We start from the raw sequence: 23,637 nt of genomic DNA, 5'->3' as shown, positions 1-23,637 counted from the left end.
TCGTCGAGGCCAACGACGTACTGGCCCGATATGGGTTATGAAACTCGATCATCGAGGACATTAGTCTTCAAATGGATCAGTCACAAGTATGGTGTCATCCCGCTCAGGGCTTGTGGAAAGAAGCGCAACTGGTGCGCCGATCAATTCCTCGACCTGACGGACATATTTGATAGCTTGAGCAGGCAAATCCGCCCATTTACGGGCGCCGACGGTAGATTCTTTCCAACCTTCAAGCGTGACGTAGATAGGCTCGACGCGGGCCTGTGCGCCTTGGCTCGCGGGAAGGTGATCGATTTCCTGCCCGTCAAGCTTGTAGCCGACGCAGATTTTCAGCTCTTCCAGGCCATCCAGAACGTCGAGCTTGGTCAGCGCGATGCCGATGATGCCGTTGGTTGCGACCGACTGGCGAACCAGTGCTGCATCGAACCAGCCGCAGCGGCGCTTGCGGCCTGTGACGGTGCCGAATTCGTGACCCTTTTCGCCCAGGAACTGGCCGACTTCATCGTGCAGTTCGGTGGGGAAAGGGCCTTCGCCGACGCGTGTGGTGTAAGCCTTGGTGATGCCGAGAATGTAGCCGAGGGAACCCGGACCCATGCCGGAACCGGCTGCGGCCTGGCCTGCCACGGTGTTGGAAGACGTCACATAAGGGTAAGTGCCGTGGTCGATATCGAGCAGCGAGCCCTGCGCGCCTTCAAACAGAATGCGGGCACCTGCGCGGCGCTTCTTGTCCAGCAGCAACCACACGGTTTCGCTGAAGGGCAGAATCCGCTCGGCAACCGAGGTCAGTTCTTCCATGATCGTTTCGTGGCTGACTTCAGCCGCACCAAAACCGCGGCGAAGCGCGTTGTGGTGCGTGAGGATGCGATCGACCTTGGCCGACAGCGCTTCGGTGTCTTCGAGATCCATGACGCGGATGGCGCGACGACCGACCTTGTCTTCGTAGGCAGGGCCGATGCCGCGGCGCGTGGTGCCGATCTTTGTGCCGCTGTTGGAGGCCGCATCTTCGCGCATGCCGTCCAGTTCGCGGTGCAGGGAGAGAATGAGCGTTGCGTTATCAGCAATCCGCAGGTTCTCAGGCGTGACCTTTACGCCCTGGGCGTCAAGACGGCCGATTTCGGCGATCAGCGCATGTGGGTCCACGACGACACCGTTGCCGATAACGGCAAGTTTGCCGGGGCGCACCACACCGGAGGGCAAAAGCGACAGCTTGTAGCTGACGCCATCGATAACAAGTGTATGACCTGCATTGTGACCACCCTGGTAGCGCACGACAACGTCTGCGCGCTCGGAGAGCCAATCAACGATCTTACCCTTGCCTTCATCGCCCCACTGCGAGCCGACCACCACGACATTCGTCATTTCTTGCTTTCCTGCTCATGGCGTCATCGACGCCCCTAACTCAAACGCGCGATATATACTGCGTTGTTTTGCGGAAAGCGACCCCGTTTATGGTCGGAAACCTTGTTTTTCCGGGACAATTCAAATCGCTAGCTGTTTAACAGACGTCATCTGCGCTTGCAGAACGAGAATCGGCGGTGCAGAAAAGCGACTGGTCTTCATCTGAAAGTCGAAAATTCCGTGTCATCCAAAGCGTATCTCGTTCTGATCATCGCCGCGCTGTGCTGGGGCGGAAATGCCGTGGCTGGAAAGCTGGCGGTGGGCCATGTCAGTCCCATGGTGCTGACATTTCTCAGATGGACGCTTGCGGTTGGCATCATCCTTGCGATTTCGCTGCCGCAATTGGTACGGGACTGGCCGGTCGTCAAAAAGCGTCTGCCGTACTTCATGCTTCTGGGGGCCGTGGGTTACACCTGTTTCAATGCCGCACTCTACACGGCACTGAGATACACATCGGCCATTAATGTCGCGGTCATTCAGGCTGGCATCCCGATGGTCATTTTCGCCTTCAACTTCGCGCTCTTCCGGACACGTATTTCCGTCGGTCAGATCATCGGCTTTGTGCTGACGATGGCTGGTATCGCGCTGCTTGCCTCACAGGGCAACCTGATGTCGCTGATCCATCTCGATATGAATATCGGCGATGCCATCATGTTGATCGCTGTTCTTTCCTACGCGATCTACACGGTCATGCTGCGCTGGAAGCCGCAGGTCAACTGGCGAACTCTGATGGCATTTCCTGCCATTGCGGCATTGATGTCATCGACACCGCTGATGTTGTGGGAGGTTTCGCGCGACGCAGCTGTCTGGCCGGATGCCAAAGGCTGGTTGATCACGGTGTACACGGCGCTGTTCGCATCGCTCGTGGCGCAGATATTCTTTATTCTGGGTGTGGAGCGCATCGGCCCCAACCGCGCGGGGCTGTTCATCAATCTCATTCCGGTCTTCGGCACGTTTCTGTCCGTGCTCATTCTCGGTGAAACGTTGCATCCCTACCAGATCATCGCGCTGCTCTTGACGCTGGGCGGCATTGCCGTGGCTGAGAGAAAAAAACCGCCGCTTCCTTGAGGAAACGGCGGCAAGTCAGTCATGAACTTTAAATGTCGTGGCTTACTTCGTGGCTCGCGTCTGGTCGAAGCCGCCGAAATAGTGATCCAGTGCCGCAATGGCATCCTGTCGTGAAACGTCGATCTTGTCTGCGCTGCTCAAGGGTGAGATGGAGGCGACAGCATCGCGTTCGAGAATTGCAAATCCACGGGCGAAACCGCCTGGGCCTGCTGCATCTGCGTGGGTGGAGATAGAGGCGATAACGGCTCCGCAGATGGCGGCAGCAAAGAGTTTCTTCATCATGGTCATACCCCGTTTTGCGTCAGCCAGCTTTGTGCTGGTCTTTTTCGCGTTGTCCTGTTTGGCCGCATTTTTTGTCCGGGCCATTGATCACGACATTACAGGGCAGTGTTTTCAGGGGATTTAAGCCGATAGCTACAATTTTATCGGTCTTTATTTTTAATGCGATCTATCGCAATTTTTTTTCGAAATGCGCAGAAAGCCGCTAGTTTTTCTGCTGGGCAAAAGCCTCCCTGGCTAGGATGGCCAGGTTTTTGCGACCATTTTCGCTGGACGTATTGGCAATCATCGCTGGCAGAGGAGAGGCTTCGCCTTCCTGAGCAGCCGTCAGGGCGATCATCCGTGCGGCAATCTGCGAGATTTCCTTGCGGATCGCCTCGTCGTTGCCATTGCCTTTGCCGTTCAGAAGTCGCTCGGTCAAAGCCGTGCCTTGGTTGCGAATATCCTCAATCTCGCGGGCAATCCGGTCGGGCGTCATCGCGACAGCGCCCAGCTGAATGGCGGGCGACGCTGTGGTCGCAGTGTCTTCGGTGGCATTGCTGGCACGGTGTTGCTTGAGACGCGCAACTTCCTGAGCCCGACGCTCCAGCAACATTTCGTTGTCTGCATTGCGGGCTGCCTGGGTGGCGAGTTGCTCTTCCAGGCGTGCTATCTTGCGGCTCTCTCGGCTCATATGGTTTGCGGCTTCGCGGTTCTTGGCAGCGGCCTCTTCCAGTTCCTTGGTGATGGCTTCACGTTCCTTGCGCCATGTCGCCATTTTGTGCTTGGCCTGTTCGACCTCTATGTCGCGGGCAGATAGCGTGATTTTCAGATCGTCCAGCTCGCAGGAAATGGCGCTGACGCGCTTGGTCAGATTGGAAATTTCCTGGGTGCGGGCAAGTGCCGTTTCTTCGGCATCGTTCAGCGCCGCCTTTAACCGGGCGGATGCGTCTTCATGACGGCGTGACTTGGCGCGAACTTCGTTCGCCTCAAGCGTCATCGCTTCGAGTTGCGATTTCAGCTCGCGGGTTTCCGCCAAAAGCCTGCTGGAATCGGTAACCGCCGTGTCGTTTCTGAATTTCAACGACAGCGCTTTTTCGCGCTCGGCATCCAGTTCCTGCCGGGTTCGTGCATTTTCGGCAGCGTAAAGCGCGCGCGCCATATCCTTTTGCGCCCTGACTTCCTGCGGGCTGATCGGTATCGTCGCGCGCAGCCGCTTTTCCGTGTAGACGACGATGCGACGGTGAATGGCCGGTGCCATCAGCGAAACCAGCAGAATGGCAGAGAGGAAACCCAGGCCAAAAAGAAGGGCGTACTCGATCACGCGGCTTGTCTCCACTCGAACACGCTATGCTGGAACTCATTCGGTTCTCAGCTGCGCGGATTATTCAACAGGCCCGAATTATTTCACGCCAATCTTGTGCCAGGCCTTATCCTTGCAAGACAAAGCCAGCACCATGTTACGCCAATATCAGGCAATTGCGAATCAGAACGGATTCCATGTCGGCTGCGGCGTCAACTTCAGATAACCGACATTGATGCCGAGACGTGCGCCGATGCCTGTTCTGATTGGGGCAATGGTGACGTCGCTGTTTTTCAACACGGTCATGCCAACGCCTGCAACGATAAAGGCCGAGCCGGATACGCCACCGTAACGGCGGTAAAGTGCGTTGACGGCGGGAAGATTATAAACAAGCATCATGGCGCGTGTGCCCTGGCCACCATAATCCAGGCCAAGCGAAGGACCTTGCCAGAAAACCGGATGTTGGCCGGCATTCTTGGTGTAAAGCTGGCCTTCGCCATAGGTCAGACCGGCCACGAATGCGCCGGAACCTTCCTGACCGAGAATATAACCATTGGGCAGGCCGTATTGCTGAAAGGCGCGTTCCACCACCTTTGCCAGGCCACCGGTGGTTTCACCAAAAAATCCATGTCCAGCGTCGACAATCTCCTGAAGGGAGTATTGGTCGCTGCTCTGGGCAGAGGCATGCGCGGCAGACACGCAAAGGCTCGCGAGTACCACGAAAATCTTTACCAGTCCGAGGCGTGCGATGGTGCGGAGTTCGGTATGTCGCATCTTCAATTCCGTCCGTCTGTTTCGTTCGTTTTGCCCTGTTAAGACATTTGGCATTTTGAAACCATGATATTAACAATCGGTTTACCAAATATGGTGTCATTATGGCTTAATAACTTCCACACGGTCCGCGCAGCCTTGCGCAGGAGAGAATTCTATGACGAGCAAACCCAACCTGACTCTATCAGGCCCCGATCTGGCGGCTCTTCTGTGCAGTCGCGTGTGCCACGATGTGATCTCGCCCGTGGGTGCCATCAACAACGGATTGGAGCTTCTGGATGAGGGCGGTTCCGACGCGGATGCACTTGATCTGATCCGCACCTCGGCCGTCAACGCGTCTGTCCGTCTGAAATTTGCCCGCCTTGCGTTCGGTGCGTCCGGTTCCGCCGGTGCATCCATCGACACTGGCGAAGCCGAAAAGGCTGCCAAGGACTTTGCCGCAGCTGAAAAAAAGGCCGAAGTGACCTGGAACGGTGCACGCGCCATCGTGCCCAAGAACCGCGTCAAAATGCTTCTCAACCTGTTTCTTGTGGCCTATAGCGCCATTCCACGCGGCGGTAACATTGATGTGACCGTGGAAAATCCGGAAACGGATGCCAAGTTCGAAATCACCGTAAAGGGTCGCATGATGCGTCTGCCGGCGAAGTTCGTGGCATTATCCGAGGGTACGGAAGAGGAAGACGTCGATGCGCATTCCGTTCAGCCTTATTACACGCTTCTGATGGCCCAGGAGGCCGGGATGAAAATCGAGTACGTCGTCCACGAGGACCGTATCGTGTTTACGGCGAAAACCGTAGAAGCTGCCTGATTCGAAAAAAAAGCACGTCGTAAATCGGGCTGCCTTTGGCGGCCCGTTTCTGCGTTGCTTTAAACGATCTGACGCCGTAGAACCTCGTTGAGATAAGCCTGATCCGCGATGCGAAATTGCGTTTGGCCGATGTTCTTGAAGTCGAGTGCCGAATAGAACGCCAGCGCTGCCGTATTTTCGGAATTCACCGTCAGCCAAACCGCATCTACTCCCATTTTCGCGCATTGCCGAAGGCCTTCATTTAAAAGATTTTTTCCAATGCCTTTTCCGTGATGTCTTGGCTGGACATAGAGTGTTTTGATTTCCGTGGACGAGCAACCAAGCAACGGTGCTGGACTGTCCAAGGAGAGACGAATGAAGCCGTCGATGCCGTTCTCGTTTTCCGAAACGATGACGTGTTCGGCATTAGCAGCAAGGATCGCTTCGAACTTGGCAGCGGTGAACTCGGCCAGCGCATAATCGGCGAAAAACCCGTTTACGCCGTTGCGCAGATATGTCCCGATCCAAACCTCGATTGAAATGGCTGCAAGGCTTGAGGCGTCTGATTCTATGGCATTTCTGAAAAACATTGATGCTATTCCGCGTAATTCCGTTCGCCAGATCTATAAGCCGCGAATTTTTTGTCGGTAAAATACAAAAAAACCGCCGGATGAGGGGCGGTTTTTTTGTTTGCGGGCATGCTTGGGAGACTATCAGGCTGTTTCGAGGAATTCAGCCGCACCATCGGGCTCGCGCAGAACGTAGCCACGGCCCCAGACGGTTTCGATGTAGTTTGCGCCGCCTGCGGCATTTGCCAGCTTCTTGCGCAGTTTGCAGATGAAAACGTCGATGATCTTCAGTTCAGGCTCATCCATACCGCCATAGAGGTGGTTGAGGAACATTTCCTTGGTGAGCGTGGTGCCTTTACGGAGCGAAAGCAGCTCCAGCATCTGGTATTCCTTGCCGGTCAGGTGAACGCGCTGACCGCCAACTTCCACCGTCTTGGCATCCAGATTGACGATCAGTTCGCCAGTCGAGATGACCGATTGGGCGTGGCCCTTGGAACGGCGTACGATAGCGTGAATGCGAGCGACAAGTTCGTCCTTGTGGAACGGCTTTGTCATATAGTCGTCTGCGCCGAAGCCCAGTCCGCGTACCTTGTCTTCGATGCCGGCCATGCCAGAGAGAATCAAGATAGGTGTCTTGACCTTGGACAGGCGAAGCGTTCTCAGAACCTCGTAACCCGACATATCGGGGAGGTTAAGGTCGAGAAGAATGATGTCGTAATCGTAGAGCTTTCCAAGGTCCACGCCTTCCTCACCGAGGTCGGTCGTATAGACGTTGAAACTTTCAGACTTCAACATCAGCTCAATGCTCTGAGCTGTTGCGCTGTCGTCTTCGATCAATAGAACCCGCATAATTATCCCCTTTGCCGCCGCGGAAGGTAAATGATTGCCCTTTGCGCGATGCGGATCCAGTCGTTGCCTGATTTGCAGGCTGCCACCAAATGGTTAACAAATTCTAATTACCTTTGGCAAGGTGTGTAGAATTTATTAAATACCGGCTCCAGTCTACTGTTATTCAACGCGAATCTGCATCACCAAACATGAATCATAACGTGAACAAATCCCGCTAAGTGACTCAATCGACTCTTACATTGTCGTGCCCGTTTTTTCGGACTTGGCGTTTACCGACCTTTAAATGATCTGCCTTATCATTAACGATGCCCGTAAACGAAAGGTTAACGACGCCATTTTTTTATTAACGTCGGGTAACTTTTCGGAATCATTCCGGCACATGCCGTAATGAAGGGTCGGTTCCAGTTATGACCGGGGTCTCGCTATCCACGGAGTATTGCGTATGAAGTCGCGTGACAGCCTAGTTCGCCTGAAGGAATTTCAGGTCAACGAAAAACGTCGTCAATTGCAGCAATTGCAATCAATGATGTCCGAATTCGAACGAATGGCCAAGGAGTTGGTCCATCAGATTTCTCTGGAGGAGAGCAAATCAGGGATTACAGATCCAACGCATTTCGCCTATCCGACCTTCGCGAAGGCCGCTCGCCAACGCGCGGATAATCTTCAGGTCTCCATTCGTGAACTGAAGATGCAGGAAGAAGCCGCAGAAACGGTTCTGGAAGAAGTTCAAGCAGAGTACGAGAGAGCAACTGCTCTGGAAAATCGCGACGTTGCGATTCGTGCTCGCGCCTGAGACATAAAAGAAGAAACGAAACGTCCTCATTGACGGTGGCCAGTGGATCAGGAGGCTGCTTTCAATGGCGTGACGTCATGTCCTGTCGTCGGTAGCAAAATCACTCGAATTTGCCCGGCGCAAAATCGTTTTCTCTGTAATGACAAAAGCCGCTCGATTTTTCGGGCGGTTTTTTTGTGGCGTGATTTGCAGCCGGTGATCGGCTACAGGATGCTGAAAGAAACAGGGGCGGGAAATCGATGGCGATGTGCCAAAACTAATCCGCGGTTCCTGCCTTTGCGGGCAAATCAATTGGGAATGTCGCGGTGAGTTCGCGGATGCCACGATCTGCAATTGCACGGCATGCCGACGTTACGGTGTCCTTTGGGCCTATGATTATGAAGGCCACGGCATTTCCGTGGACGATCCCAATGGGCAACTTGTCAGCTATCGGCGTGGATCGGAGGTTCTGACGTTCGATTTCTGCAAGACGTGCGGTAATCTGGTTTCATGGCGGCGAACGACTGCCGACGCGGACGGCAGGGTGAGGATGGCCGTCAATCTTCGGCTCGCAGAACCTTCTGATGTCGCGGGTATACCGATCGTGCGCTTCGAGGGTCTTCACAGTTTCAAGGATTTGCCGATGGATGGGCGTACCGTGGGCGATGTCTGGTTCTGATCAACCCGAGATCAAGTCAGCCCATTCTGCATGTCTTAACGCCTGTGCCTTGAAAAACGGGCAGAGCGGCACAATTTTCCAACCGCCTTTGCGAGCTTCCTCAACGGCATGAGCCGCCAGCGCCTGGCCGACACCTTTTCCGCGCAGTTCATTTGCAACGCCGGTGTGGTCGATGATGATCAGTTTTGGAGAGGCGCGGGAATAGGTCATTTCACCGACATGGCCATCGAGCGTTGCCGTGTACTGACCCTTCGACCCCGTCTCGGATGTGGAAATCTGCATGTCTCTCAACTCCGTTGACGCTGACCCGGAGTTTACAGGCTTGATCGGAAAAGAAAATGCCGTCGATTGTGAAGGATGCGGACACCGGACAAGCATGCTTTTACCAAGCCCAAACAAATCAGCGCCACGCATTCCCCATCATCTTGGAGAAAGGTGACGCTTGATTTTTGTCGTTGATTTCCCTTTTTGGGGAAAGCGCAAACTTAGTGGCGGTATTGCTGGATGCGCGTGGTGCGCAGACCGGCAAGGCCGTGGTCACTGATAGAAGACTGCCAGGAGAGGAACTCCTCCACTGTCAGCGTATAACGTTCGCAGGCTTCCTCGAGGCTCAATAGTCCTCCTCGTACCGCGGCGACAACCTCTGCCTTTCGACGAATGACCCAGCGGCGCGTGTCCGCAGGGGGCAAGTCGGCAATCGTCAGAGGGCTGCCATCGGGGCCGATGACATATTTAACTCGTGGGCGTATCATTTCGGTCATTGGACACTCTACACAAACTCAAGACCATATCTGATGCACTTTAGGGCGGTACCTTTAAAAATTACCTAAGCAACTTGTGAGGATTTGTTAAGAATTTGAATGGTTTCGCCCGATTTGTTCGAGCTTTGCTGGATTCTTGTGCCAAAAAGAAAAAATCATTTTGTTATTTTTTGTGTCGATGGCTGCGATATGAAGTCATATCGGAACTCCATCATATCTGCGGGCAGTGGTTAGCCTGGCAAAATCCGCTCTATTCTGGCTGCAACGCTGTCGCGAAAGTAAAGTCCGCTTGCCGTCCGCTTTCGTGACGGCAAGCGTGACAGATTAGAGCATTATCAGTGAGATTTCCGATTTTCGCGCGCCGTAGGCAAGCTGGCAGGTGCCGCCATGTGCCAGTGATATCCTGTCGTTCGCTGTCAACGGGACTATGAAGCTTGCAGATTGCAGGCTGTTGGCAGCGGATGTGGTGCCGTTCAAGGCAAATGAGCTTGACGTGCCATTGATCCTGATCGTTACCGTATGTCCCGAAGAGGAGACGACAGCCAGCGACACCGTCATGACATAGATACCGGTTGCCGGGACCCTCAGTTCTTTCAGCGTGTCGGTCACGACATTGCCGAGCGCAAATCCACCTTGCTGGACGGGGAGGTCGGTAAAGCCTGAGACTGACCCCGCCGCATGCGAAATGTTGCCCGCCGCGCGACCGGCGCGCACGAGGGGGCGGGCGGGCATCGAGACCTGCCCGGCACCGGAGATCGAAAGCGCCGTCGTCCACGTTGCGCCATCTGCCGTGGTCTTGATCGAAAAGCTGTCGTTGCCGGCCAGACCCATTTCCGCACGTCCGCTCCAGCCGGACTGGAACAGCAACGACGCGGTATCGGCTGATGTCGCCTTGTTGACCTTTACCTGGTGTCCACCGCCGGACGAGGCGTTGGTGAACAGGCTGGCTGCGGACGATACGGCCAGTCGATTGGCCGCATCTGCGGTGGCGTTTACACCCAGCTGCTGGAAACTGGCGCTTTCAGGCAGCGGAATCTCTCGCCAGCTCCCATTTTGCAGCGCCCGTGCCCGTCCGCTTTCCACAAACCAGGCCTGCCATCCTTCTCGCGGAGATAGGTAGATCCAGGCATCATCCTGCCGGAATGCCAGTTTCCCTGTTTTACCAGACCATTCACCGGTAGCTGCAGCAGCAATCAGAAAGCAGTCGCCTTCTTGTGGCGTGCCGGGAGGTGCGCCGATCTCACTGTGGATGACCAGTTGCGTGATCGCATCCAGCCGTTGCAGGGCTTCGTTGTGGGTAACGTGCTTCTGTGCCTGGGACGGCAGAATATAGGGCAGTTCAAGTCGTGTCGTCTGTTGCGTCATGGTTCAATCTCCGTTGCGCTGGAGATTGTGTGGCCACGGGAACGTCCGTGGAGAAAAGTGCGAAATTATTTTTTGAGCGGCTTCAAGGTGCGGCACCCCAGGCGATGAAGTCCGGGTTGGCAAGGCCGTCTTCGTCGCCATCCTCAAGCTCGTAGCGCAGGGGTAGGCCAGACATATCCAATGTTATGCCGCCTGCCGCTCTCAAAACGGCATCGCCCGCTGCGGTATCCCACATCATGGTGCGGCTGAAGCGCGGATAGACGTCTGCCGCGCCTTCGGCCAGCATGCAGAACTTCAAGGAAGAGCCTATGGATATGCTGTCGATCAAACCATGTGCGGCAACGAAGGCTTCCGTCTTGGGTGTGCAGTGGGAGCGGCTGATGACGGCAATGGGAATTGTCGGCTTGGCGCGGCACCGAACTTTGCGCACGTCCGTCTGCTCGAATTCATCGGAAATCTGAACCTTGCAGGCGACATTCCCGTCTCCCGTCCACAGCACTTTCAACGCCGGTGCGTAGACAACGCCCAGCACGGGCGCTCCACCGCGAACCAGCGCAATATTGACGGTGAAGTCCTGTTTTCCGGAAATGAACTCCTTCGTACCATCCAGCGGATCGACCAGGAAAAACTCATCGCCGGCATTCGGGACGATGCCGTTGGCCGCAGCTTCTTCGGCGATGACCGGTATGTGAGGAAAGTGTAGCGCAAGCGCGTCCAGTATGACGTCTTCGGCTCTCTGATCGGCTTCCGTCACGGGTGAGCAATCGTTCTTGTAGCTAACATGCGGTCCGGCAGCATGCACGGACATGATCTCTTTGCCCGCTTTCAATGTGGCCGCTATTAATATTTCGAGCATCGACGTCCCTTTGTCGGTTGCCAGAGGTATCCCCCAGCAAAGACGACATAAGCTTTCATGGCTTGATTTACAACGCAATCGGATCGTTGCTCATGATCCCCAAGAGCGGGCGAATCTCTTCATAGGTCCGAAGCCAAGCCGTTTTTTATGGCACCTCGTGCCGAAAATATGATCGTTGTGATCTGTCAGGCAGCATTGCATGGGGAAATTTCAAATATTGAGACAAATGACTCCTTTTTGACTTCACATTTCTTCCGAACGCGATATGGGTTTTGGGTAAGGGGGACAAAAAATGCAGCCCCCGGAAGCAACATAAACGAGACCTGTTCCGTTTGAGGATGGGTCCGGGGGAAAAATATGGAGTACTTCTTCCAGCAGCTCATCAACGGGCTGACTCTTGGGTCGATCTATGGACTCATCGCTATTGGCTATACGATGGTTTATGGCATTGTCGGCATGATCAACTTCGCCCATGGCGATATTTTCATGCTTGGCGGCTTTGCGGCGTTGATCGTTTTTCTGATTCTCACCTCCTTTTTCGCTGGTATCCCAGTCGTCATTCTTCTTCTGGTGATGATGGTCGTGGCGATGCTGATGACCGGTCTGTGGAACTGGGCAATCGAGCGTGTGGCCTATCGCCCGCTTCGTGGCTCGTTCCGTCTCGCGCCGTTGATCACGGCCATCGGCATGTCCATTGCATTGTCCAACTTCATTCAGGTTACGCAGGGCCCGCGCAACAAGCCGATCCCGGCGCTTGTCACGGACGTCTATCATTTCGGTGCCATTACCATTTCGCTGAAGCAGCTCGTCATCGTGGCAATTACCTCGGTTCTGCTGCTCGCCTTCTGGTACATCGTCAACAAGACGCCGCTTGGCCGTGCGCAGCGCGCCACCGAGCAGGATCGCAAGATGGCAGCCCTTCTGGGTGTGGATGTTGACCGCACCATTTCGATCACCTTCGTCATGGGTGCCGCACTCGCTGCCGTCGCTGGCACGATGTACCTGATGTATTACGGTGTTGCGTCCTTCAACGATGGCTTCATTCCAGGCGTCAAGGCGTTCACGGCGGCTGTACTTGGCGGCATTGGCTCGCTACCGGGTGCGGTGCTGGGTGGCTTGCTCATCGGTCTCATCGAGAGCCTCTGGTCTGCCTATTTCTCCATCGCTTACAAGGACGTCGCCGCATTCGGTATCCTTGCATTCGTTCTGATTTTCAAGCCGACTGGTATTCTGGGCCGTCCGGAAGTCGAGAAGGTTTAAGATCATGGCAAATATCACTTCCGAAAAAGCAACCTCCGGCCAGAGCCTTATGGCGCAGGCCCTGAAGGAAGGCTTGCTGGCGGGTGTCGTCTCGCTGGGAATGTTCGTTCTTTACGTTGGCATCGTCACCTATCAGGACATCAACAACCAGTTGATCTGGGGCACGCGCTGGGGCCTTCTGGCCATCTTCGTCGCCATTGCAGCCGTTGGTCGTTTCCTCGTCGTGGGCTTCATCAAGCCGCATCTGGACAGCCGCAAACTGGCAAAGGCCAAGTCCGGCATTCTGGAAGTTTCCGAAGAGAAAGGTTTCTTTCGCAAGCATTTCCTTAAGATCGCGCTGGTGTTTCTGCTGATCTATCCCGCGATTGCCGTTGGTCTCTTTGGTTTCCAGGGATCGTTGAAGCTCGTCGATAACTTCGGCATCCAGATTCTGATCTATGTCATGCTGGCATGGGGTCTCAACATCGTGGTTGGCCTCGCTGGCCTGCTCGATCTGGGTTACGTTGCCTTCTATGCGGTCGGTGCCTATTCCTACGCCCTGCTATCCAGTCACTTTGGATTGTCGTTCTGGGTTCTCCTGCCGATGGCCGGCGTTCTGGCCGCCTTCTGGGGCATTATCCTCGGCTTTCCCGTGCTGCGCCTGCGCGGCGACTACCTCGCCATCGTTACACTGGCCTTCGGTGAGATTATCCGGCTTGTGCTGCTTAACTGGACGGACGTCACCAAGGGAACATTCGGTATTTCGGGCATCGCCAAGGCATCCGTCTTCGGCATCTGGTCTTTCGATGTCGGCGCGCCCAACAACTTCGCCAAGACATTCGGTCTGACGATGTCGTCGTCCTACTACAAGATTTTCCTGTTCTACGTCATTCTGTTGCTGTGCATGCTGACGGCTTACGTCACGATCAAGCTGCGCCGCATGCCGATCGGTCGTGCATGGGAAGCCTTGCGTGAAGATGAAATCGCCTGCCGTTCGCTCGGTATCGATACCGTCAAGACCAAGCTGACCGCCTTTGCGACCGGCGCCATGTTCGGCGGTTTTGCGGGCTCATTCTTTGCGGCACGTCAGGGTTTCGTCTCGCCGGAAAGCTTCGTCTTCCTGGAATCGGCCGTCATTCTCGCCATCGTCGTTCTTGGTGGTATGGGTTCGCTGACGGGGATCGCTATTGCGGCTGTTGTCATGGTGGGTGGTACGGAACTGCTGCGCGAAATGGAATTCCTCAAGCACATCTTCGGACCCGATTTCACACCGGAACTCTACCGTATGCTGCTGTTCGGCCTGGCGATGATCATCGTCATGCTGTTCAAACCTCGCGGTTTTGTCGGCTCTCGTGAACCCACGGCCTTCCTGAAAGAGCGCAAGTCCGTCTCCGGCAGCTTTACCAAGGAAGGTCACGGCTGATGGCTTCCGGAAACATTGACATGACACAAGACACGATCCTGAAAGTCGAACACTTGTCCATGAAGTTTGGCGGCCTGATGGCCATCAACGACTTCTCCTTCGAGGCCAAGCGCGGAGACATCACCGCTCTGATCGGGCCGAATGGCGCAGGCAAGACGACTGTCTTCAACTGCATCACCGGCTTCTACAAGCCGACGATGGGCATGATCACCATGCGTCGGAAAACCGGTGAGGAGCATCTCCTTGAGCGGTTGCCGGATTTCGAGATCACAAAGAAAGCCAAGGTTGCCCGCACCTTCCAGAATATCCGGCTTTTCTCCGGTCTGACGGTGCTAGAAAACCTGCTGGTCGCCCAGCACAACGCGCTGATGAAGGCGTCTGGCTACACCATCCTCGGCCTTCTGGGGCTGCCGACCTATAGCAAGGCAGCAGCCGCGGCGATCGAGAAGGCCAAATACTGGCTGGACAAGGCCGATCTGACGGATCGCGCTGACGATCCTGCTGGCGATCTTCCCTATGGCGCGCAGCGTCGTCTGGAGATCGCACGTGCCATGTGCACAGAGCCGGAACTCTTGTGCCTTGATGAACCGGCGGCCGGTCTCAATCCGAAGGAATCGCTGGCGCTCAACAACCTGTTGCGCGGCATCCGAGCTGAGGGCACGTCCTTGCTCCTCATCGAGCATGATATGTCTGTCGTGATGGAGATTTCCGATCACGTCGTGGTTCTCGAATATGGTCAGAAGATTTCCGATGGTACGCCAGATCATGTGAAGAACGACCCGAAGGTCATCGCCGCCTATTTGGGTGTCGAGGATGATGAAGTGGAAGAAGTGATTGCAGAAGAACTTGGGGGAACGCTTTGATGTCCGTTGAACCCCTTCTCAAAGTCCAGAACGTCGAAACCTATTATGGAAACATTCGCGCTCTCGCTGGCGTCGATGTGGAAGTCAACAAGGGTGAAATCGTCAGCCTGATCGGTGCCAACGGTGCTGGCAAGTCGACGCTGATGATGACGATCTGCGGCAGTCCGCAGGCGCGCACCGGCTCGGTGATATTCGATGGTGAAGACATCACCCAGATCCCGACGCATCTTATCGCCCGCAGGCGCATCGCTCAGTCGCCTGAGGGGCGTCGTATCTTTCCGCGTATGACTGTGCTGGAAAATCTCCAGATGGGCGCAAATCTCGATAACCTCAAATATTTCAAAGAGGACGTCGAAAAGATTTTCGTGATGTTCCCGCGTCTGAAGGAACGTCAGAGCCAGCGCGGCGGCACGCTTTCGGGTGGTGAGCAGCAGATGTTGTCCATCGGTCGCGCGTTGATGTCCCGCCCTAAATTGCTTTTGCTGGACGAGCCGTCGCTTGGCCTCGCGCCTTTGATCGTCAAGGGTATCTTCGAAGCGATCAAGACGCTCAACAAGGAAGAAGGGCTCACCGTCTTTCTGGTGGAGCAGAACGCGTTTGCAGCCTTGAAACTGTCTGATCGGGCTTACGTCATGGTCAATGGCAAGGTCACGATGAGCGGTTCCGGCAAGGAACTTCTGGCAAATCCGGAAGTGCGCGCAGCCTATCTCGAAGGCGGTCGTCACTGATTATGTCTGCGCCTGTGTTTGCGGGCGCGGATCATCGGCAAATACCTCCGTTGGGCTTTGTCGATCACAGATAACAATAAAGCCTTCCGATAAACGGTGGGCGCAATACCAAAGGCATGCTCTGCGGCGAAACCGCTTCGGGGCACGGATGGGGAAAAAGATGCAGGGACTTTTTTTCGAAAGTGACATCGGTGTGCGGTACGTTCTACGCGTGCTGGTCGTCCTTCTTGGGTTCTGGACGGCGTGGCGGGCTGGCAAGTCCGTGGCGGATGGCTGGGGCGAATATCCAATGGTCGTCGTTTACGTGCTGCTTTTAGGCGTCGTGATGCGCTTCCTACACTATTCGCTGTTTGCAGGTCCTATGCTCAATGGCTTCTATTACCTGATCGATGTCGTTCTTCTGCTCGTTCTAGCAACGGTTGGTTTCCGCATGCGGCGCACCAGCCAGATGGTCGATAGGTACTATTGGCTGTATGAACGGACTTCAGCGTTTTCTTATAAGAAGAAAGATTGACAGCGGCGTTTTTCTGAATTCAGAATGCCCGCAAGAGTGGAACAGCCTGAGCAGTTAAGGTGGGTGCTGAGCAGGCATGGATAAACAACCCAACCATGGAACTGGGAGTAATATAATGAAGAAGTCTCTTCTTTCCGCAGTTGCGCTGACCGCAATGGTCGCCTTCAGTGGTTCTGCCTGGGCTGACATTCTTGTCGGCGTCGGCGGTCCTTTGACAGGCCCGAATGCGGCTTTTGGTGCACAGCTCCAGAAGGGTGCTGAGCAGGCTGCGGCAGATATCAATGCTGCCGGTGGGATCAACGGCGAAAAGATCAAGATCGTGCTTGGCGACGACGTTTCCGACCCGAAGCAGGGCATCTCGGTTGCCAACAAGTTCGTTGCTGACGGCGTCAAGTTCGTTGTCGGTCACTTCAACTCGGGCGTTTCGATCCCGGCATCTGAAGTCTATGCAGAAAACGGCATCCTCGAAATCACGCCTGCTGCGACAAACCCTGTTTTCACCGAACGCGGTCTGTGGAACACGTTCCGTACCTGCGGTCGTGACGACCAGCAGGGTGGTATCGCCGGCAAGTATCTGGCCGATCACTACAAGGACGCAAAAGTCGCTATCATTCACGATAAGACACCTTACGGTCAGGGTCTTGCCGATGAAACCAAGAAGGCAGCAAACGCTGCTGGCGTCAAAGAAGCCATCTATGAAGGCATAAACGTTGGCGACAAGGACTTCTCGGCCCTCATCGCCAAGATGAAGGAAGCTGGCGTTACGGTTATCTATTGGGGTGGTCTCCACACCGAAGCAGGTCTCATCATCCGCCAGGCTGCCGACCAGGGCCTGAAAGCCAAGCTCGTTTCCGGTGACGGCATCGTCTCCAACGAACTGGCTTCCATCGCTGGCGATGCCGTTGAAGGTACGCTCAACACATTCGGTCCTGATCCAACCATCAACCCTGCCAACAAGGATCTGGTTGCCAAGTTCAAGGCTGCGGGCTTCAACCCTGAAGCTTACACGCTGTATTCCTACGCCGCTTTGCAGACGATCGCTGCTGCTGCCAAGGATGCTGGCTCGCTCGACGCCGAAAAAGTTGCTGCTGCGATGAAGAAGGGCAAGTTCTCCACCGTTCTCGGCGAACTTTCCTTCGACGAAAAGGGTGACCCGAAGCTTCCAGGCTACGTCATGTACGAGTGGAAGAAGGGCCCAGACGGCAAGTATAGCTACTTCCAGCAGGGCACCTGAGCCTTATCGACCTAATACCAGAAAGCCCGGCAGAGATGCCGGGCTTTTTCGTTTGGGGCGTATTCCGACTGGCATTGCCATAATGGAGCCAACAAGGCAGGAAACAACAACGTTGCGCAAAAATTGCAAACAGAGGTAGCAATGGTGGTTCGGCGGTTTATTCCTGTTTTCCTCTTCCTCGTTGCCCTCGTCGGTGTCTTGATCGGTGTGCACCTCTTGAGCAAATCCCGCACCACGCAATTGTTCGGCGACATCGTCGCGAGGGTAGAGACCGACAAGCCGATTGTGGCGCTGACCTTTGACGACGGCCCGTCGCCGCGTTTTACGCAGGATGTCTTGAGCATTCTCAGGGATCGCAACGTCACCGCGACGTTCTTCCTGACTGGTAAAGAAATAGAGGAAAATCTACCGCTGGCGCGATTGATCATGGCGGCAGGTCATGAGATCGGCAATCACTCCTATTCGCATTCCAACATGGCGTGGATGGGATCGACGCGCGTGAAGGAAGAGATCGAGCGCACGGATGTGGCGATCCGGGCTGCGGGATATCAGGGCGAAATCGTGTTTCGTCCACCCTATGGCAAAAAGCTCGTTACACTCCCATGGTATCTCTCGCAGCACGGTCGAAAAACCATCATGTGGGATGTCGAGCCGGAATCGTTCCCTGAAGTGGCCGATAATGCCGATGCGATGACACGCTATGTCCTCGATAACGCCAAAAATGGATCGATCATCATCCTGCACGTCATGTATCGCAGCCGTGAAGTGTCGCGCCAAGCCCTGCCGCAGATCATCGATGGACTGCGTCAACGCGGCTTCGAATTCGTCACCGTGTCACAGCTTATCCAGAACCAGTAGTTCAGCCGAGGCGGTTCAAAACGAAATCGGCGCGTTCGCTGACACTCAGTTTCGGCAGTATGATGGTCTCGTAGTCAAGATGAGTATAATCGCGAAGCAAGCGTTCATACTCATCGACAGCTGCCGCGAAATCATGCTGGCGTTCGCCATCCGTTACGTAGATTTCTGGCCACGGCGGCGTCAGGAAGACGAGGGGATTGTAGCGGTGGAGGTGTTTCAGCTCGTGCAGGAAGCCATTGCCGCAAACCTGATGAAGGGCGGAGGCCGCATCGATCAACCCGCGATCAAAGAACACCCAATCTCTCTCTGGTGCATTATCCCGATCAACCAGTGCCATCGCGACGGCATGGCGGGCAAATGCCTCCATGTCGACCCACGGCAGCGCCGTTCCCTTGCTCTGCATTTCCTGGCTGACGATACGGCGGCCGGGTTCTTCGACGGTGGCGTAACCGCGTTTGACAAGCTCGTTCAGCAGAGTGGATTTGCCGCCACCCGAGCAGCCGGAGAGGACGATCAGATTATTGGTGTCTTTTCTAATATTCATTCTTCTATGTCGCTGGAAGATCTACGCTTTTTCGGATGAGCAACATTACGCAGGTTTAATGTTTTTCGCTGGAACCGCTGACGTTATCGAACGTTTGTTCGCAACATAACAATGAGGTCTCGCCATGAAAATACTTCTCATCTCGTCTTTGATCGCAGTTTCGTCTGTTTTCACCTTCGCCGCTCCTTCTTTTGCCCAAGGTGTGACAGTCACGACCACCGAACGCGTCGTTCGCCAGCCAGTGCGTGAAGAATACCGTCCGCGCCATCATCGCCCAGCACGCGATTGTTTCGTCAAGAAAGTGCGCACTAATCATCACGGCCGCGTTGTCATCAAAGAAACCCGCGTCTGCCGTTAATCGGTGTCACATTATATGTCCACAAACGGGTGCAGTTTCTGCGCCCGTTTTGCTATGCGTCGTGCAGAATGTGGGCCGCTTTGACAGCGGCGGAAGCACGATTTTCAACGCCGAGCTTGACGTAAATCTGCTCCAGATGCTTGTTCACCGTACGGGCGGATAGACCGAGAATATCGCCGATATCGCGATTTGATTTTCCTTTGGCAATCCACAGCAACACTTCGGATTCACGGATGGTCAGCGAAAAATGCTGGCGCAACATGGCATCGGCGGATTTATCGCTGGCAGCAGTGAGCCGAAATAGATGCTCGTCCGGTCCCATGGCACCGAGGAATGTCAGCTGCAACGTGGCGCGGTCCGCCTGTTGAATGGTCAGCGGCGCATCCCGAAGCGCATCGTTTCCGCGATTGGCCAGCCAGCCTGCGATGTGTTGCGTCACGATCTCCAGCCCGTCATCGCGACCTGTTGCGGCGTTGACCAGCCGTGTTGCCTGTGGGGTTGACCAGTGGATGGCACCGTTTGCGCGCACCGCCAGCAGGTGGCGGCCTGCGGCATCCAGCGCCACGCGCGCGCTCTGTGCGGAGCGGGCGTTGGACAGATGAACGCGTATGCGGGCGCGCAATTCATCGATATTGATCGGCTTGGTCAGATAATCCACGCCGCCGGATTCGAGCGCCCGCACGACATGCTCCGTCTCGGTCAGCCCCGTCATGAAGATGACCGGCACCTGCGTCACTGCGGCGTTGGATTTCAGCCGTGTACAGGTCTCGAAACCGTCCATGGACGGCATGACGGCGTCGAGCAGGATGATATCGGGTGTGATGCGTTCGGCGATGTTGAGTGCGGACTGCCCGGAGGTGGCGATCAGCACGGAAAAGCCGGATTGCTCCAGCGCATCGGTCAGGAAGCCCAGGGCATCAGGGCTGTCATCCACCAGAAGAACGATATCCTTCGCGAGCGCGGCAGGCTGTAAGCTCATGGCTGACGCTCCTTGGCTGATAGGTTTTCAAAACGGCGGAGGAAGGCGGCATAGCCCGCCATGTCGAAGGCCTGCACATAACTTGTCAGTTCTTCGGTGAAGGCGATGTTTTCCGATGTGCGGGCGAGATCGGCAAGCTTTGCCTCGATACCTCTGATGTAACCGATTTCACCCAGTTGCTGCAAATCCTTGATGTGCGATGGCCCCGGACTGGTGATTTCGGCTTTGGCGGGTTTGGGTGGGGCAGTGGCATCCGTGTCATAGACCCATGTCAGGCCAAGATGAACGGCGAGCTTGTCGCACAGGCGGCGAATGTCGACGGGCTTGGCAATCGTGTCGTTGTGATTGTCATCACCCGCACCGGCAATCGACCCGTCACCAATATTGGCCGAGAGCATGATGAGCGGTGCCGTCTGGCCTGCCGCGCGCAACCTCGTCACCAGTTGCCAGCCGCTCATGCCGGGCATGGAAATGTCGATGAGGAAGAGGTCGGGCTGGACGCCTTCGATGAGCGTCAGGCAATCCGGGCCGCTCTGCGCCGTCAGCACGACGAAATCGAGGGGACCGAGCACCTCGCGCATCAATTCGCGATGATCCTCATTATCGTCAACCACGACGATTGTGCGGCGTGGGCCGGAATAGGAGACGATGGTTTTTTCCGGCGCGGGCGCGGTGCTGGGACGATCCACCGCGGAAAGCATCAGACGCACCTTGAAGGTCGAACCCTTGTCTTTCTCGCTAACGACGGAGATTTCACCGCCCAGCGTGTTGGTCAAGAGCTGGGTGATGGTGAGCCCGAGCCCAAGGCCCGGCATGGGGCGAATGCTTTCGGCCTCGCCGCGCTGGAAGGGCTCATAGATGCGGCTCAAATCCTTTTCGGCAATGCCGCGTCCCGTATCTGAAATGGTGAACGTCGCGACCTGGCTGCGATAGGCGACATCGAAATTGACGATGCCAGTATCGGTGAATTTGATGGCGTTTGAGAGAAGATTGACAAGGATCTGGCGCAGGCGCTTTTCATCGGTACGGACATATTGCGGCAGTGCGCGTGTGCGCTCATGCAACAATTCCAGCCCCTTTGCCTGCGCCTGTGGGCGGAACAGATCGATGATCTGGTCGAGGAAATCCTGAATGTTGATTTCGTTGGAATAGACCTGCAACCGGCCTGCTTCGATCTTTGAAATATCCAGCAGGCCATCGATCAGCCCCGACAGATGATCAGCGGAGCGGCGGATGACCTTGATAGCGGATTGGCGCGGCTGCGGTATCGTTTCGTCGCGCTCGAGGATCTGCGCATAGCCGAGAACGGCATTCAGCGGCGTGCGCAATTCGTGGCTGAGGCCAACGACATAGCGGCTTTTTGCGCGGTTGGCGGCTTCCGCCGTGTCTTTGGCGTTCTGAAGTGCGGCGTCCGTCTTTTTATGGGCGGCGATTTCCTTCAGCAGAAGCGTGTTCTGGCGAGAGGATTCTTCTTCTGCCACGACGCGGCTGTCATGGGCCAGAACCAGAAACCAGCAGACGATACCGGCAATGACGGCAAAGACGAAGAAGACGGCAAGGATGGTGCGATTGACCACATCGACGGTTGCGGGGGAGGCGGTGCCGACCTGATGGGCAATCAGCGCCAGGGTAGCGCCCAACAGGATGATGGCCAGCGCCGCCGACATGGCGTAGCGCCCCAGCCGGGTGGCGAGCCGGGCCACCAGATCATCCGGCAGGAAGGAGCGGGCGACGGTGGCCACCTGATAATTCAGCTTGGCCTTCGGCTTGCACATATCATGGCAGCGGCTATCCAGCGAGCAGCACAGCGAACAGATCGGCGCGGCATAGGCCGGGCACCACGCCATGTCTTCCGGTTCGAACGGATGTTCGCAGATGGAGCAGGTGATGCTGCTTTCATGCTTCCATTTCTGTCGTGGCTTGCGGGCAAGGTAGAACTTGCCCTTGGTTCCCCAGGCGAGCAGTGGCGAAACGGTGAAGGCGATAACCAATGTGAGGTACGGCGCAAGAGAAGCGGCGAGGCTGCCGAAAAGGCCGAAATGCGCGGTAAGTGCTATCGTCGCCGAAAGCGCCATGGTGCCGACGCCGACGGGGTTGATGTCGTAGAGATGCGCGCGTTTGAATTCGATGCCAGGCGGCGCAAGGCCCAGCGGCTTGTTAATGAAGAGGTCGGCGGAGATGGTGCACAGCCATGCCATGGCGATGATGGAGAAGATGCCGAGCGTTTCTTCCAGCAGCCGGTAGATGCCGAGTTCCATCAACAGTAGCGCGATCAGCACGTTGAAGACGAGCCAGACGACGCGACCGGGGTGACTGTGGGTAAGGCGCGAGAAAAAGTTCGACCATGCCAGCGACCCGGCATAAGCGTTCATGACGTTGATCTTCAACTGCGAAACGACAACGAACGCCACCATCAGCAACAAAGCGGCGTTTTCGTTCGGGATCATATAGCCGAAGGCGGTGAGGTACATTTGCGATGGATCTGCGGCACGATCCACGGGAACGCCGGAGCTGAAGGTGAGCACCACAAGGAAGGAGCCCGCCAGAAGTTTCGGCACGCCGACCAGCACCCAGCCAGCACCGGCGAGAAACACGGCAAAGCGGTGCCGTAGCTTCAGCTTGCCCTCTGCGGGCAGGAAGCGAAGGAAATCCACCTGTTCGCCAATCTGCGACATCAGCGCCAGAATGACGGCGGAGGCTGCGCCGAATTCGATCAGATTGAAATCGGCAGTCGTTCCGGGCGGGCCTGAAGCGTGGTGGATGCCGGCAAAGGCCCGCCACAGATCGAATTTTTCCCAATCCAGAAACGCAATGAAGATGAAGGGCAGGACGTTAAGGACGATCCAGAAAGGCTGGGTGATGATCTGGAAACGGCTGATCAGGCGCACGCCATGGGTGACGAGCGGAATGACCATGATGGCCGAAATGATATAGCCCATCCAGAGCGGTATGCCGAGCGCCAGCTCTAGCGCGCCGGACATGATCGATGCCTCGATGGCAAACAGCATGAAGGTGAAAGCGGCGTAGATCAGCGAGGTGATGGTGGAGCCGATATAACCGAAGCTCGCACCGCGCGTCAGTAGGTCGATATCGACGCCGTAGCGGATGGCGTAGCGGCTGATCGGCACGCCCACCGCCAGCATCACGGAGGCAGCGACGAGAATGGCGAAGAATGCGTTTGTCGTGCCGTAGGAGAGGGTGATCGCGCCGCCGATGGCTTCGAGCGCCAGAAAGGAAATCGCGCCGATGGCAGTGTGAGAGATGCGGCTGGAGGAGAATTGCCGCGCGCTTTTGGCCGTGAAGCGCAGCGCATAATCTTCCAGCGTCTGGTTGGCGACCCAGCGGTTATATTCGCGCCTGACGGGGATGATGCGTTGCCGTGCGGCCATGCCTAAAAACCAGCGCCTTTTCTGGGGTGATGCTCAATTGTGCACATTCGGGCTAACGGTCTTGGTTTGCAA

The 23,637-nt window shown here is 55.9% G+C and carries 25 protein-coding genes; 12 read left to right on the top strand and 13 right to left on the bottom strand.

Translation table 11 applies throughout. The features are described from left to right. Positions 1-60: 60 nt before the first annotated feature. The gene (locus DSM25558_RS09375) at positions 61-1,359 is read right to left on the bottom strand and encodes an adenylosuccinate synthase (protein ID WP_077104059.1); all 1,299 of its coding nucleotides are present in this window, start codon (positions 1,357-1,359) and stop codon (positions 61-63) included. A 219-nt stretch (positions 1,360-1,578) separates the two neighbouring features. Here DSM25558_RS09375 and DSM25558_RS09370 point away from each other — a divergent pair, with 219 nt between their 5' ends. Further along, the gene (locus DSM25558_RS09370) at positions 1,579-2,466 is read left to right on the top strand and encodes a DMT family transporter (protein ID WP_077104057.1); all 888 of its coding nucleotides are present in this window, start codon (positions 1,579-1,581) and stop codon (positions 2,464-2,466) included. Positions 2,467-2,508: 42 nt separating this feature from the next. Here the strand turns inward: DSM25558_RS09370 and DSM25558_RS09365 are convergent, their stop codons facing one another. The 3 genes from DSM25558_RS09365 to DSM25558_RS09355 form a co-directional block, all read right to left on the bottom strand. Further along, entirely contained in the window at positions 2,509-2,748 is a 240-nt protein-coding gene (locus DSM25558_RS09365) for a hypothetical protein (protein WP_143240056.1), read from the bottom strand. Between the two features lie 202 nt (positions 2,749-2,950). After that, positions 2,951-4,048, bottom strand: coding sequence for a coiled-coil domain-containing protein (locus DSM25558_RS09360; protein WP_077104200.1), 1,098 nt, complete (start codon positions 4,046-4,048; stop codon positions 2,951-2,953). A 162-nt stretch (positions 4,049-4,210) separates the two neighbouring features. Further along, positions 4,211-4,807 (bottom strand): DUF1134 domain-containing protein, encoded by a 597-nt coding sequence (locus DSM25558_RS09355; RefSeq protein ID WP_077104054.1) that lies wholly within the window; start codon positions 4,805-4,807, stop codon positions 4,211-4,213. Positions 4,808-4,955: 148 nt separating this feature from the next. Between DSM25558_RS09355 and chpT the strand changes: the two genes are divergently transcribed. Then, on the top strand, positions 4,956-5,606 hold the full coding sequence (gene chpT / locus DSM25558_RS09350; protein ID WP_077104052.1) for a histidine phosphotransferase ChpT: 651 nt from the start codon (positions 4,956-4,958) through the stop codon (positions 5,604-5,606). 59 nt (positions 5,607-5,665) lie between these two features. Here chpT and DSM25558_RS09345 read toward each other — a convergent pair whose 3' ends face one another. Then, positions 5,666-6,175: a GNAT family N-acetyltransferase gene (locus DSM25558_RS09345; protein WP_077104050.1), complete on the bottom strand. Its 510-nt coding sequence runs from the start codon at positions 6,173-6,175 to the stop codon at positions 5,666-5,668. A 123-nt stretch (positions 6,176-6,298) separates the two neighbouring features. Beyond that, positions 6,299-7,003 (bottom strand): response regulator transcription factor CtrA, encoded by a 705-nt coding sequence (ctrA, locus tag DSM25558_RS09340; protein WP_006314973.1) that lies wholly within the window; start codon positions 7,001-7,003, stop codon positions 6,299-6,301. 442 nt (positions 7,004-7,445) lie between these two features. On the opposite strand from ctrA, the gene DSM25558_RS09335 reads away from it, so the two are divergent. Together DSM25558_RS09335 and DSM25558_RS09330 are read left to right on the top strand one after the other, a co-directional pair. Beyond that, positions 7,446-7,796 carry a flagellar export protein FliJ gene (locus DSM25558_RS09335; RefSeq protein WP_067644494.1) on the top strand — a complete coding sequence of 117 codons (351 nt, stop codon included), beginning with the start codon at positions 7,446-7,448 and terminating at the stop codon, positions 7,794-7,796. A 247-nt stretch (positions 7,797-8,043) separates the two neighbouring features. After that, positions 8,044-8,454 (top strand): GFA family protein, encoded by a 411-nt coding sequence (locus tag DSM25558_RS09330; protein WP_077104048.1) that lies wholly within the window; start codon positions 8,044-8,046, stop codon positions 8,452-8,454. On the opposite strand, the gene DSM25558_RS09325 is transcribed toward DSM25558_RS09330, so the two are convergent. From DSM25558_RS09325 to cysQ, 4 genes are all read right to left on the bottom strand, one after another. Then, complete coding sequence (locus DSM25558_RS09325; protein WP_077104046.1) at positions 8,455-8,736, bottom strand: GNAT family N-acetyltransferase; 282 nt, start codon at positions 8,734-8,736, stop codon at positions 8,455-8,457. A gap of 203 nt (positions 8,737-8,939) precedes the next feature. Then, the gene (locus DSM25558_RS09320; RefSeq protein ID WP_027675777.1) at positions 8,940-9,215 is read right to left on the bottom strand and encodes a CtrA inhibitor SciP; all 276 of its coding nucleotides are present in this window, start codon (positions 9,213-9,215) and stop codon (positions 8,940-8,942) included. Between the two features lie 324 nt (positions 9,216-9,539). Further along, positions 9,540-10,580 (bottom strand): DUF2793 domain-containing protein, encoded by a 1,041-nt coding sequence (locus tag DSM25558_RS09315; protein ID WP_077104044.1) that lies wholly within the window; start codon positions 10,578-10,580, stop codon positions 9,540-9,542. Positions 10,581-10,662: 82 nt separating this feature from the next. Beyond that, positions 10,663-11,436, bottom strand: coding sequence for a 3'(2'),5'-bisphosphate nucleotidase CysQ (gene cysQ / locus DSM25558_RS09310; protein ID WP_077104042.1), 774 nt, complete (start codon positions 11,434-11,436; stop codon positions 10,663-10,665). Between the two features lie 357 nt (positions 11,437-11,793). Here cysQ and DSM25558_RS09305 point away from each other — a divergent pair, with 357 nt between their 5' ends. The 7 genes from DSM25558_RS09305 to DSM25558_RS09275 all read left to right on the top strand — a co-directional run bounded on the left by DSM25558_RS09305 (position 11,794) and on the right by DSM25558_RS09275 (position 18,295). Then, positions 11,794-12,696, top strand: a complete 903-nt coding sequence (locus DSM25558_RS09305; protein WP_077104040.1) for a branched-chain amino acid ABC transporter permease — start codon at positions 11,794-11,796, stop codon at positions 12,694-12,696. Between the two features lie 4 nt (positions 12,697-12,700). Further along, positions 12,701-14,098, top strand: a complete 1,398-nt coding sequence (gene livM / locus DSM25558_RS09300; protein ID WP_077104038.1) for a high-affinity branched-chain amino acid ABC transporter permease LivM — start codon at positions 12,701-12,703, stop codon at positions 14,096-14,098. Then, positions 14,098-14,961 (top strand): ABC transporter ATP-binding protein, encoded by an 864-nt coding sequence (locus DSM25558_RS09295; protein WP_077104036.1) that lies wholly within the window; start codon positions 14,098-14,100, stop codon positions 14,959-14,961. The genes livM and DSM25558_RS09295 overlap by 1 nt, the downstream gene beginning before the upstream one ends. Further along, a complete protein-coding gene (locus DSM25558_RS09290; RefSeq protein ID WP_077104035.1) occupies positions 14,961-15,689 on the top strand; it encodes an ABC transporter ATP-binding protein in 729 nt (242 codons plus the stop codon). The genes DSM25558_RS09295 and DSM25558_RS09290 overlap by 1 nt, the downstream gene beginning before the upstream one ends. Before the next feature lie 160 nt (positions 15,690-15,849). After that, positions 15,850-16,203, top strand: a complete 354-nt coding sequence (locus DSM25558_RS09285; protein ID WP_077104033.1) for a DUF6867 family protein — start codon at positions 15,850-15,852, stop codon at positions 16,201-16,203. A gap of 115 nt (positions 16,204-16,318) precedes the next feature. After that, the gene (locus DSM25558_RS09280) at positions 16,319-17,437 is read left to right on the top strand and encodes a branched-chain amino acid ABC transporter substrate-binding protein (protein WP_077104031.1); all 1,119 of its coding nucleotides are present in this window, start codon (positions 16,319-16,321) and stop codon (positions 17,435-17,437) included. Between the two features lie 141 nt (positions 17,438-17,578). Further along, entirely contained in the window at positions 17,579-18,295 is a 717-nt protein-coding gene (locus DSM25558_RS09275) for a polysaccharide deacetylase family protein (RefSeq protein ID WP_077104030.1), read from the top strand. Between the two features lies 1 nt (position 18,296). Here DSM25558_RS09275 and DSM25558_RS09270 read toward each other — a convergent pair whose 3' ends face one another. Beyond that, a complete protein-coding gene (locus DSM25558_RS09270) occupies positions 18,297-18,839 on the bottom strand; it encodes an AAA family ATPase (protein WP_077104028.1) in 543 nt (180 codons plus the stop codon). A 124-nt stretch (positions 18,840-18,963) separates the two neighbouring features. Here DSM25558_RS09270 and DSM25558_RS09265 point away from each other — a divergent pair, with 124 nt between their 5' ends. Then, complete coding sequence (locus DSM25558_RS09265) at positions 18,964-19,197, top strand: hypothetical protein (RefSeq protein WP_077104026.1); 234 nt, start codon at positions 18,964-18,966, stop codon at positions 19,195-19,197. Between the two features lie 52 nt (positions 19,198-19,249). On the opposite strand, the gene DSM25558_RS09260 is transcribed toward DSM25558_RS09265, so the two are convergent. Together DSM25558_RS09260 and DSM25558_RS09255 are read right to left on the bottom strand one after the other, a co-directional pair. Next, positions 19,250-20,176, bottom strand: coding sequence for a response regulator (locus tag DSM25558_RS09260; protein ID WP_077104024.1), 927 nt, complete (start codon positions 20,174-20,176; stop codon positions 19,250-19,252). Continuing rightward, entirely contained in the window at positions 20,173-23,565 is a 3,393-nt protein-coding gene (locus DSM25558_RS09255; RefSeq protein ID WP_077104022.1) for an ATP-binding protein, read from the bottom strand. The genes DSM25558_RS09260 and DSM25558_RS09255 overlap by 4 nt, the downstream gene beginning before the upstream one ends. Between the last annotated feature and the right edge of the window lie 72 nt (positions 23,566-23,637).

Origin of the sequence: Agrobacterium sp. DSM 25558, assembly GCF_900100825.1 — a bacterium.
Lineage (GTDB): Bacteria > Pseudomonadota > Alphaproteobacteria > Rhizobiales > Rhizobiaceae > Agrobacterium.
The sequence above is the reverse complement of the archived record's forward strand: the minus strand, read 5'-3'. Positions and strand labels throughout refer to the sequence as shown.

Excerpts from the sequence above, each read along its gene's own strand:
- DSM25558_RS09375 (WP_077104059.1), bottom strand. The coding sequence starts at position 1,359 with ATGACGAATGTCGTGGTGGTCGGCTCGCAGTGGGGCGATGAAGGCAAG.
- DSM25558_RS09365 (WP_143240056.1), bottom strand. The coding sequence starts at position 2,748 with ATGATGAAGAAACTCTTTGCTGCCGCCATCTGCGGAGCCGTTATCGCC.
- chpT (WP_077104052.1), top strand. The coding sequence starts at position 4,956 with ATGACGAGCAAACCCAACCTGACTCTATCAGGCCCCGATCTGGCGGCT.
- DSM25558_RS09345 (WP_077104050.1), bottom strand. The coding sequence starts at position 6,175 with ATGTTTTTCAGAAATGCCATAGAATCAGACGCCTCAAGCCTTGCAGCC.
- ctrA (WP_006314973.1), bottom strand. The coding sequence starts at position 7,003 with ATGCGGGTTCTATTGATCGAAGACGACAGCGCAACAGCTCAGAGCATT.
- DSM25558_RS09335 (WP_067644494.1), top strand. The coding sequence starts at position 7,446 with ATGAAGTCGCGTGACAGCCTAGTTCGCCTGAAGGAATTTCAGGTCAAC.
- DSM25558_RS09325 (WP_077104046.1), bottom strand. The coding sequence starts at position 8,736 with ATGCAGATTTCCACATCCGAGACGGGGTCGAAGGGTCAGTACACGGCA.
- DSM25558_RS09320 (WP_027675777.1), bottom strand. The coding sequence starts at position 9,215 with ATGACCGAAATGATACGCCCACGAGTTAAATATGTCATCGGCCCCGAT.
- DSM25558_RS09315 (WP_077104044.1), bottom strand. The coding sequence starts at position 10,580 with ATGACGCAACAGACGACACGACTTGAACTGCCCTATATTCTGCCGTCC.
- cysQ (WP_077104042.1), bottom strand. The coding sequence starts at position 11,436 with ATGCTCGAAATATTAATAGCGGCCACATTGAAAGCGGGCAAAGAGATC.
- DSM25558_RS09305 (WP_077104040.1), top strand. The coding sequence starts at position 11,794 with ATGGAGTACTTCTTCCAGCAGCTCATCAACGGGCTGACTCTTGGGTCG.
- livM (WP_077104038.1), top strand. The coding sequence starts at position 12,701 with ATGGCAAATATCACTTCCGAAAAAGCAACCTCCGGCCAGAGCCTTATG.
- DSM25558_RS09295 (WP_077104036.1), top strand. The coding sequence starts at position 14,098 with ATGGCTTCCGGAAACATTGACATGACACAAGACACGATCCTGAAAGTC.
- DSM25558_RS09290 (WP_077104035.1), top strand. The coding sequence starts at position 14,961 with ATGTCCGTTGAACCCCTTCTCAAAGTCCAGAACGTCGAAACCTATTAT.
- DSM25558_RS09285 (WP_077104033.1), top strand. The coding sequence starts at position 15,850 with ATGCAGGGACTTTTTTTCGAAAGTGACATCGGTGTGCGGTACGTTCTA.
- DSM25558_RS09280 (WP_077104031.1), top strand. The coding sequence starts at position 16,319 with ATGAAGAAGTCTCTTCTTTCCGCAGTTGCGCTGACCGCAATGGTCGCC.
- DSM25558_RS09275 (WP_077104030.1), top strand. The coding sequence starts at position 17,579 with ATGGTGGTTCGGCGGTTTATTCCTGTTTTCCTCTTCCTCGTTGCCCTC.
- DSM25558_RS09270 (WP_077104028.1), bottom strand. The coding sequence starts at position 18,839 with ATGAATATTAGAAAAGACACCAATAATCTGATCGTCCTCTCCGGCTGC.
- DSM25558_RS09265 (WP_077104026.1), top strand. The coding sequence starts at position 18,964 with ATGAAAATACTTCTCATCTCGTCTTTGATCGCAGTTTCGTCTGTTTTC.
- DSM25558_RS09260 (WP_077104024.1), bottom strand. The coding sequence starts at position 20,176 with ATGAGCTTACAGCCTGCCGCGCTCGCGAAGGATATCGTTCTTCTGGTG.
- DSM25558_RS09255 (WP_077104022.1), bottom strand. The coding sequence starts at position 23,565 with ATGGCCGCACGGCAACGCATCATCCCCGTCAGGCGCGAATATAACCGC.